Genomic DNA, 9,092 nt, shown 5'->3' on the forward strand with positions numbered 1-9,092 from the left:
TACCCGACCGCAGAACAAATAGACCTTCTATTAGAAGCATGTAGAGCAAGTACAGCGAAAGACCTGCTGATGATCGTCAAGTTATGCCTGGCAACCGGCGCTCGATGGAGTGAGGCGGAAGGCCTGAAGAGATCGCAGGTTTCAGGGCAGCGGATTACTTTTGTTAAAACCAAAGGGAAGAAGAACCGCACAATTCCCATTTCATTAACTCTCGCAGACGAACTGCCTAAAAAGAATGGGCCGCTTTTTACAGCCTGCTATTACGCTTTTCGCTCAGCTCTTAAAAGAGCAGGTATGAATTTGCCTGACGGTCAGATGACGCATGTTTTGAGGCATACTTTTGCCAGTCACTTTATGATGAATGGCGGAAACATTCTGGTTCTACAAAGGATACTTGGTCACACTGACATAAAAATGACGATGCGTTATGCGCATTTTGCGCCTGACCATTTTGAAGATGCGGTTAAACTCAACCCTTTGGAAATGTGTCGCAAAAGTGTCGCTCAAGATTAGGAATACTGCCCCATATTGACCTATATTGACTCTATAATTTACTGATATTTATGTAAATTACTGTTTTGTAAGGGTGATTAATGGTTCTCATAATCGCTTGGTCACTGGATCAAGTCCAGTTGGGGCCACCAAATAAAACAAGGACTTAGACAGGAAACTGGCTGAGTCCTTTTTGTTTTCTGGCATTACAGGTGATGTAATCCACATGCTGCATCACCTGCTATCAGGACACAGAACATATCAACCTGTTTGACAGACTAGACAAGAAAGTGAGTGAGTGAGTGAGTGAGTGAGTGAGCGGCGTGACAAAGAAGCTGGCTTCGTCAGCCTTAAATAAATTTGCTTGTATATGAAATCTGTCAGGCCATCAGCATCATGGCAAGATCTTGCCAATAGTTTTGTTACTACGATCCTTACTCTACAGGAACCTCCTAAGCTGTATCGGTTGGAAAACGGGTCAATGCTCGATGTTTCCATCGGTAATGCTTCCCCGGAAAGAGAAAGGGACAGCAAGCCTCGCTCATTTGAAGAGATGGGGCGTTTTATTGGAACTTCGGCTCAAAGATTGATGAGAAAACTGAATGAAGAAAGCATCAACGATCCTGCAGAACTACTGACGCCGGTTTAGCTGATGGCGACGCAGACACCAGCCATACCAGCCACCCGAAGTACCCGACACATGGCTTTAATGCTGAACTCTGCCCGATGATTTTCGATGAAGACATACTTCATTTCAGGCGCTTCGCGAAGTATATCGCGGGCTTCAGGAGGATAGCCGGCCCCTAAGCCTGTTCCGCCAGTTGCCGCTTCAGGCGGGGGACTTCAAGGGATTGCTGCTGCTCCCGTTCAGAGTCAGTCAGGGCCTGTTGCTGTTTTTTACGCCAGGCATAGAGTTGTGATTCATACAGGTTAAGTTCACGGGCAGCGGCGGGTACGCCAATGCGTTCAGCAAGCTTCAAGGCTTCCTGACGACATTCGGGGGTGTGCTGTTTGCGCTTTTTCTTGCTGGCTGGTACTGGTTTTGTCATGTGAGCTACCTCTGGTTGAGAGTTTACTCACTTAGTCCTGTGTCCACTATTCGCGGGTAGGATCACCGCCGGTGGGATTTATGGCGTGGATGGCGGCCTGACCTGGAGCCATCAGTTCACGCGGCACTGGAGCCGCGTCATCAGTGCCTATTACACCTGGTTAGGTGACAGTGCGAGCAAAAGCCCTGTCGTTGACCAACACGGTGGAACAACCCTCGATTTTGCAGTGCTTTATATGTTTTAAGCTGGTTGAGAACCCAATAGAGGCATCTGATATCCCCAGAGGTTCGCCAAACTCTGTGTTTCCAGGGAATGGATTGGCGGTATTCAGGGCAACTGCGAACTAAATTCAGCTAATGTTGCACTATCAGGTAACGCCGTCATTGCCCCTTTAGCTGTCGTGGCAAGCGCTCCACAAACCAGTGCCTGTCGAACCGTTTGCTCCCACGCGAGATCTGAAAGCAGTGGCCAGTGCTGCTGCGCCAGCCCTGCCAGCAATCCTGCAACAAATGCATCACCCGCGCCAGTCGTATCAACTGCTTTAACCTCAGGGGCGGGATATTGCATTAGCGATGCCTCTTTTTTCCGATAGACAGAAACACCCTTTTTGCCCTGCGTAACCAGCAAAAGCTCAGGGTTGTGGCGCTCACACAAACGCAGTATCCCCTCAGAAAGTAATGATTCACCCGTCAGATATTCCAGCTCGTCTTCAGAAACTTTTATGATATCGGCCAGAGAAAGCGCGTGATGAATGCAATCACGTAGCTGATTTTCATCCGGCCATAAATCGTGGCGAATATTAGGATCAAAGCTAACTACGCCTCCGGCTGCTTTCATCTTGGCCATCGCCAGAATAGCGGAAGAACGGCTTGGCTCTGCGGATAAAGCTATTGAACAAAGATGCAAAAATTGCCCTGCCTTGAAAGGCGGAATATCCGTAGACAGGAGGAATAAATCAGCACCCGGCCGCACCATAAAGGTAAAGGAGCGCTCGCCATCGGCATCGTTTTCGACCACAACGGTTGACGTGCGGTGGCTGGGATCCAAAAGCGTATGTTCAGTTTCTACACCTTCATTGCGCAACATTCGCAGGAGGAATTTTCCAAACGGATCATCCCCTACCCGTCCTATAAATGCGCTTTCCCCACCGAGACGGCTGACTCCCACAGCAACGTTAGCAGGCGCACCACCCGGACATTTTAACAAACGACCATCATTCTCCGGGATCAGATCCACGACAGCATCGCCCAGCACCCAAATTCGATTTTTCATTTTCATTCCTTGTATTCAATTTCTGATTAGCCCCATGGTTTAGCAAAATAGAAGAACCGGTTTAGTTATTCAAGAACAAATGAATTATTCTACTTTAGTGATGATTTGCCAGCAGGATCACAATTACCAGATTTAGAAGCAAAACTTCATTGATAAACTCAGGGGTGGATGATTATTGTGTTTAGGAAAACCAGTTTAGCAAAAAGGTTTTTCCCATAATAATTAAACTTACCTTGAGGGATAAAAATGATGATGGAACCTCGCTATCTTGCTGTTGCTATTGGTTTAATTCTTTCCGGCGCCGCCCAGGGAGCGGATACGTCGGCGAGTGCCATTGAGGCTCGCCTGAATGCTCTGGAGAAAAGACTGCAACTTGCTGAGAATCGCGCCGCCAAAGCAGAAGCCCGCGCCACTGAAGCAGAAAAACAGCTGAATACGCTGGAAACACGCACAATCAGCAATGAACAACAAACTCGTCAGGTGGCGAAGAACGCTGAAATTAATCAGCAGAAAACGGCCGCAATGGCTAAACGTACTGAATCGTTAGCCAGCATTAACAACCAAACCAGCAGTGTTCCTGAAGGATTCAAATTCTCAGGTTATGCGCGTTCCGGCGTGATCATGAATGATTCCGGCACATCGACGGAAAGTGGCCCTTACGTCACCCCTGCCGGGCAAACCGGGGGCGCGGTGGGACGTCTGGGCAACGAAAACAACACTTACGTTGAATTAAATCTGGAACACAACCAAACCATGGCCAGCGGGGCGACGTCTCGTTACAAAGTGATGCTGGCGGACGGCCAACGTAGTTATAACGACTGGACCGCCGCGACCAGCGATCTGAATATCCGTCAGGCGTTTGTTGAATTAGGCTCTTTGCCGACATTCACCGGCCCGTGGAAAGGCTCGACGCTGTGGGCCGGTAAGCGATTCGATCGTGATAATTTCGATATTCACTTCCTCGACTCTGACATCATTTTCCTCGCGGGAACCGGGGCTGGCATCTATGACGTCAAGTGGGGAGACAACCTGAAAAGTCATTTCTCACTTTACGGGCGTAACTTTGACGATCTCGACAACGACAATAATGACGATACGCGTATTGAGAACTACATTGTCACCGCCAATAACTACGCTGGCCCCTTCCAGTGGATGCTCAGTGGATTGCGTGCCAAAAACAATCAAGATCGCGAAAATACCGGCGCTTATGGCATCACGAATGCCGCGGATACCGGGTTCCATACCATGCTGGCGTACCACGGCGACAGCTTCTACGGCCTGCGCGAAGGGACATCGACAACCGCACTGCTTTATGGTCACGGCCTGGGTGCAGAAGTCAAAGCGCTGGGTTCAGACGGTCATCTGACAGATGACGCCAACACACTGCGTTTGGCGACTTATGGTATTACACCGTTAAGCAAAATCTGGAGCATCGCCCCTGCCGTTCTGGCTCAGCAGAGTAAAGACCGCTATATCGCAGGCGACGATTACAAATGGATTACTTTCAATACCCGCCTTATTCAGCAAATCACCGAAAACTTCGAGTTGGCTTATGAGGGCAGCTATCAGTACATGGATCTCGATCCGCAGGGTTACAACAATTACAACAAAGTGAAAGGCGGGTTCTACAAACTGACGTTTGCACCGACCTTCAAAGTGGGCGATATCAGCGACATGCTGAGCCGGCCTGAAATACGTGTCTTCGCCAGCTATATGGACTGGAGCAACGATCTCGACCGCTATTCATCCAGCGATTCGTTCGGTACTGATGGTTTTACCGCTGGCGGGCAGTGGAATTTTGGTATCCAGATGGAAACCTGGTTCTAAAAAACAGGGTGTGATTCACGAGGCAGCGCCCGGTCAGGCCGGGCGATGTCGATATCAATACAGTAAGGGATAAAATGAATATCAATGCAATTGCGACGGAGTTGCTTCCATTACTTGGCGGCAAAGATAATATCGCCAGTGCGGCACACTGTGCGACACGTCTGCGTCTGGTGCTGGCCGATGACAGTCTGATCAATAAAAGTGCCATCGAAAAAGTAGAAGGCGTCAAAGGATGTTTTAGCAATGCGGGCCAGATCCAGATTATTTTTGGTACCGGTCTGGTGAATAAAGTCTATGCCGAGTTTATTAAAGTGGCGGGTATTAGCGAATCCAGCAAGTCCGAAGCGGCAGATATCGCGGCGCAAAAACTGAACCCGTTCCAGCGTATTGCCCGTGTGTTATCCAACATTTTTGTACCGATCATACCAGCGATTGTTGCCTCCGGTCTTTTGATGGGGCTGCTTGGCATGGTGAAAACCTACGGCTGGGCCAATCCTGAAAGCGCGATTTTTATCATGCTTGATATGTTCAGCTCGGCAGCATTTATCATTCTGCCGATTCTGATTGGTTTCACTGCTGCGCGCGAATTTGGAGGAAATCCGTTCCTTGGCGCCACCCTGGGTGGCATCCTGACCCACCCTGCGCTGACCAATGCCTGGGGCGTTGCCAGCGGTTTTCATACGATGAATTTCTTTGGCATTGAAATTGCCATGATCGGCTATCAGGGCACGGTATTCCCGGTTTTACTGGCCGTCTGGTTTATGAGTTTCATTGAAAAACGACTGCGCAAAGTCATCCCTGATACCCTGGATTTAATACTCACCCCCTTCCTCACAGTGATAATTTCCGGATTCATTGCTTTCCTGATTATCGGCCCCGCCGGTCGTGCGTTGGGTGACGGCATCTCCTTTGTTTTGAGTACGCTGATCACGCATGCCGGTTGGGTCGCGGGACTGGTATTTGGCGGATTATATTCCGTCATTGTGATCACCGGCATTCACCACAGCTTCCATGCCATTGAGGCTGGGTTACTGGGTAATCCGAATATTGGGGTCAATTTCCTGCTGCCGATCTGGTCAATGGCTAACGTGGCGCAAGGCGGTGCCTGCCTGGCGGTATATTTCAAGACACGGGATGCAAAAATTAAAGCTATTGCCGTTCCATCAGCATTCTCGGCCATGCTGGGGATTACAGAAGCTGCGATCTTCGGTATCAATCTGCGTTTCATCAAACCTTTCCTGGCGGCGCTGGCAGGTGGCGCACTTGGTGGTGCGTGGGTTGTTGCAATGCACGTCAATATGACGGCCGTCGGGCTGACAGGTATTCCCGGGCTGGCTATCGTGCAGGCCAGTTCAATCCTGAGTTATCTGATTGGCTTAGTCATTGCCTTTGGCAGCGCATTCCTGCTGTCCCTGTTGCTGAAGTACAAAACGGAGAGTGAATAATGACGGAAACGAGTTTGCTCAAACAAGCCCTGCGCAGTGTGGTGTCGGGGCAGGTAAAAGCGGCGGCAGATCCTTACCGCCCAAGCTGGCATCTTGCACCTCCAGTTGGTTTGCTTAACGATCCCAATGGATTTATTCAACATAAAGGCCGTTACCATTTGTTCTATCAATGGAACCCTTTGGGCTGCATGCACGGAGCGAAATTCTGGGGGCACTGGAGTTCTGCTGACTTACTGAACTGGCGTCACGAGCCACTGGCACTGACGCCGTCGGAAGCATTCGAATCGCACGGGTGTTATTCCGGTTCAGCGGTAACAGACCACGGTCAGTTAACGCTGATTTACACCGGTAACGTGAAGTATGCCGACGGGGGTCGCACTGCTTTTCAGTGCCTGGCACGTGAAAATGCAAGCGGCGAATTCGATAAAACCGGTCCGGTTCTGGATTTACCAGAAGGTTATACCGGGCACGTCAGGGATCCTAAAGTCTGGCGAAAAGACAGTCACTGGTTCATGGTGCTGGGTGCGCAAGATCTCAACCTGCAGGGGAAAGTCCTGTTACTGAGCTCCCCCGATCTATTGACCTGGAAATTCCTGGGGGAAGTTGCCGGGTCAAATCTGAACGGATTGGGCGAATTTGGTTACATGTGGGAGTGCCCGGATTTATTCAGAATTGAAGATCACGATATTTTGATTTGTTGTCCGCAAGGTTTGCCGGCTGAAGCAGATCGCTACCTGAATACTTTTCAGTCGGGCTATTTTGTGGGGCATTTGGATACCGAAAAAGCGAGATTTTCACATGGTGAATTCACAGAACTGGATCTGGGGTTTGAGTTTTATGCGCCGCAAACCATGAAAACTGATGATGGCCGTCGTTTACTCATTGCGTGGATGGGGATCCCAGACAGCGATGAGTTTTATCAGCCAACCGTTGAAAATGGCTGGATCCATACCATGACCTGTCTACGTGAACTGACGCTGGAAGCAGGTAAACTAATTCAGCGCCCTGCCCGTGAGTTGCAACAGCTTCGCGGCAATGTTCAGGAATGGAGAGGAATTGCGGACGATGCGCCGGTCTGGGATGTTACCCATGCTGAAGTGGAAATTGAAACTGAACATGTCTTCAGCGCGAGTTTTGGTGGCGATTTGGACCTGCGATGGGATGGTGAATATCTGCGTATAACACGTAAAAATCTGCGTACCGCATTGCCTGAAGAACGTCTCTGGCATGGCCTGTTACGCAAGTTAACGGTAATGTGCGACAATTCCAGCATCGAGATTTTCATTAACGACGGGGAAGCTGCTATGACTTCACGCTATTTCCCTGTATTACCGGCAAGATTAAATTTCTGCAGCCATCATCAGATTACGTTGCGCCACTGGTTGTTGGCAGATTGCGTGTTAGAATAAAAAACTTTCCGGACAACAGAATATGGCGCAGTGAAAAAGACCAAACGTATTACTATCAGTGGCATAGCAGAACTTGCCGGCGTGTCAAAGTCGACTGCCAGCCAGGTTCTTAACGGGCACAGTAAGAAGTTGCGCATCTCCGATATGACACGTGACCGTGTGCTTGCAGTGGCAGCTGAGCAACATTATCAGCCCAGTATTCATGCCCGTTCACTTAATGTATCGCGCAGCTTCACGCTGGGTCTGGTTGTCCCGGAAATGACTAACTACGGTTTTGCCGCCTGTTCGAACGAGCTGGAAACACTCTGTCGTGAGAACGGTATGCAGTTGCTTATAGCCTGCACAGATGAGAATACCAGTCAGGAAATGATGGTGGTGAATAACCTTATTCAGCGTCAGGTAGATGGACTGATCGTGGCGTCAAGTATGCTTAACGACGCAGAATACGTAAAAATCAGCCAGCAATTACCCGTTGTTCTTTTTGACCGCCATATGCCGGGAACAGAATTACCGCTGGTTGTGTGTGAAGCGATCGAATCATCGGCTGAACTTGTCGCACGAGTTGCGGGCAAGCACCAAGGGGAGTTTTACTTTCTCGGAGGTCAGCCGAGGATCTCTCCTACGCGTGACCGTCTTGCAGGCTATCAGCTAGGCCTTGAACGTGCAGGGGTTAGCCTAAATCCTGAGTGGATCCTTTATGGTAATTATCATCCAAGCTCAGGTTACGAAATGTTTGCCAATCTTTGTGCTCGGCTTGGGCGTCCTCCTAAAGTACTTTTTGTAGCATCTTGTGGTTTGATGGAAGGGGTATTGCGTTATATGAGTCAACACAAACTGCTGGAGAGTGATATTCATTTATGCAGTTTCGACGATCATTACCTCTATGATTCACTCACGGTAAACATTGATACTGTCGCGCAAGATTGTACAGAACTCGCAACACATTGTTTTGAAGTAATGATTAATCTTATCAATGAACAACCCATTGAACAGACACAACATTATTTAGCGCCGACATTACACTGGCGACATGCTGGTTTTTCAGAGTAAAAACTGAGTGTAACTCTATTAAATACCCCCGATATTCGTCACCAGAGGAGCAACCAACTGATTTATTGGTTTGTTCCTGGTGGTACTCATCTGCCATCCCGTTTAGATCCATTCGTCAGTAATTCTACCAGATTGTTCAGTGCTTACTTTCAGGCTTTACCTTCATCAGTCGAAAAATCCTCCACCAATCAATGATTAAGTTTGGTGATGTGTGGATACTGCGTGCCTCCTTACCCGTAAATACCTATCCGGTAGCACCAACCGGCGGCCATCAGACTGGCGTGGCTACGTGTAAGACGACATATTTCTTAAAATCAGTGCGGCAACCCGCGCCCCCAACTTGCTAGCAATCCATCTCCCCTTTCTCCACAATGGTGCGCTGCACGCACTACTATCACCCTTCTTCATCCCTGAAACCGCACGCCCCTTCACGTCTGACTGACTTTGCCGATCTGGCATAACTCCTGCATTGATCCTCTACGAACTTGTATACAAGGCCGCATACCGGTCACCTAACGGGGAGTACTGAGCCATGAGCAGCAAAGACA

Annotated in this window: 8 protein-coding genes and 1 pseudogene; 7 read left to right on the top strand and 2 right to left on the bottom strand. The window is 49.2% G+C overall.

The annotated features are described in order from the left end of the window. Positions 1-513 (top strand): tyrosine-type recombinase/integrase (locus WCC56_RS18595; protein ID WP_424693807.1); only part of this gene is annotated, 513 nt, incomplete at its 5' end. Between the two features lie 460 nt (positions 514-973). After that, positions 974-1,141, top strand: coding sequence for a hypothetical protein (locus WCC56_RS18600; RefSeq protein WP_424693808.1), 168 nt, complete (start codon positions 974-976; stop codon positions 1,139-1,141). Here WCC56_RS18600 and WCC56_RS18605 read toward each other — a convergent pair. Continuing rightward, positions 1,127-1,541: pseudogene (locus WCC56_RS18605) on the bottom strand (transposase); the annotation flags it as partial. The gene WCC56_RS18600 and the pseudogene WCC56_RS18605 overlap by 15 nt on opposite strands. 76 nt (positions 1,542-1,617) lie before the next feature. Between WCC56_RS18605 and WCC56_RS18610 the strand changes: the two are divergent. Then, entirely contained in the window at positions 1,618-1,785 is a 168-nt protein-coding gene (locus tag WCC56_RS18610) for a MipA/OmpV family protein (RefSeq protein ID WP_424693814.1), read from the top strand. Between the two features lie 83 nt (positions 1,786-1,868). On the opposite strand, the gene WCC56_RS18615 is transcribed toward WCC56_RS18610, so the two are convergent. Beyond that, positions 1,869-2,813, bottom strand: a complete 945-nt coding sequence (locus WCC56_RS18615; protein ID WP_424693809.1) for an aminoimidazole riboside kinase — start codon at positions 2,811-2,813, stop codon at positions 1,869-1,871. Positions 2,814-3,059: 246 nt separating this feature from the next. On the opposite strand from WCC56_RS18615, the gene WCC56_RS18620 reads away from it, so the two are divergent. The 4 genes from WCC56_RS18620 (at position 3,060) to WCC56_RS18635 (ending at position 8,544) form a co-directional block, all read left to right on the top strand. Then, positions 3,060-4,640 (top strand): carbohydrate porin, encoded by a 1,581-nt coding sequence (locus WCC56_RS18620; RefSeq protein ID WP_424693810.1) that lies wholly within the window; start codon positions 3,060-3,062, stop codon positions 4,638-4,640. Between the two features lie 74 nt (positions 4,641-4,714). After that, the gene (locus WCC56_RS18625; protein ID WP_424693811.1) at positions 4,715-6,085 is read left to right on the top strand and encodes a sucrose-specific PTS transporter subunit IIBC; all 1,371 of its coding nucleotides are present in this window, start codon (positions 4,715-4,717) and stop codon (positions 6,083-6,085) included. Then, entirely contained in the window at positions 6,085-7,494 is a 1,410-nt protein-coding gene (locus WCC56_RS18630; protein ID WP_424693812.1) for a sucrose-6-phosphate hydrolase, read from the top strand. Before WCC56_RS18625 ends, WCC56_RS18630 begins: the two co-directional genes overlap by 1 nt. Before the next feature lie 30 nt (positions 7,495-7,524). Beyond that, positions 7,525-8,544: a LacI family DNA-binding transcriptional regulator gene (locus tag WCC56_RS18635; protein WP_424693813.1), complete on the top strand. Its 1,020-nt coding sequence runs from the start codon at positions 7,525-7,527 to the stop codon at positions 8,542-8,544. Positions 8,545-9,092 lie beyond the last annotated feature (548 nt).

It is taken from the genome of Erwinia sp., assembly GCF_049696395.1.
Lineage (GTDB): Bacteria > Pseudomonadota > Gammaproteobacteria > Enterobacterales > Enterobacteriaceae > Erwinia.

Bases quoted from the DNA above. Each gene is read 5' to 3' on its own strand.
- WCC56_RS18615 (WP_424693809.1), bottom strand. From the start codon at position 2,813: ATGAAAAATCGAATTTGGGTGCTGGGCGATGCTGTCGTGGATCTGATC.
- WCC56_RS18625 (WP_424693811.1), top strand. From the start codon at position 4,715: ATGAATATCAATGCAATTGCGACGGAGTTGCTTCCATTACTTGGCGGC.
- WCC56_RS18600 (WP_424693808.1), top strand. From the start codon at position 974: ATGCTCGATGTTTCCATCGGTAATGCTTCCCCGGAAAGAGAAAGGGAC.
- WCC56_RS18620 (WP_424693810.1), top strand. From the start codon at position 3,060: ATGATGATGGAACCTCGCTATCTTGCTGTTGCTATTGGTTTAATTCTT.
- WCC56_RS18630 (WP_424693812.1), top strand. From the start codon at position 6,085: ATGACGGAAACGAGTTTGCTCAAACAAGCCCTGCGCAGTGTGGTGTCG.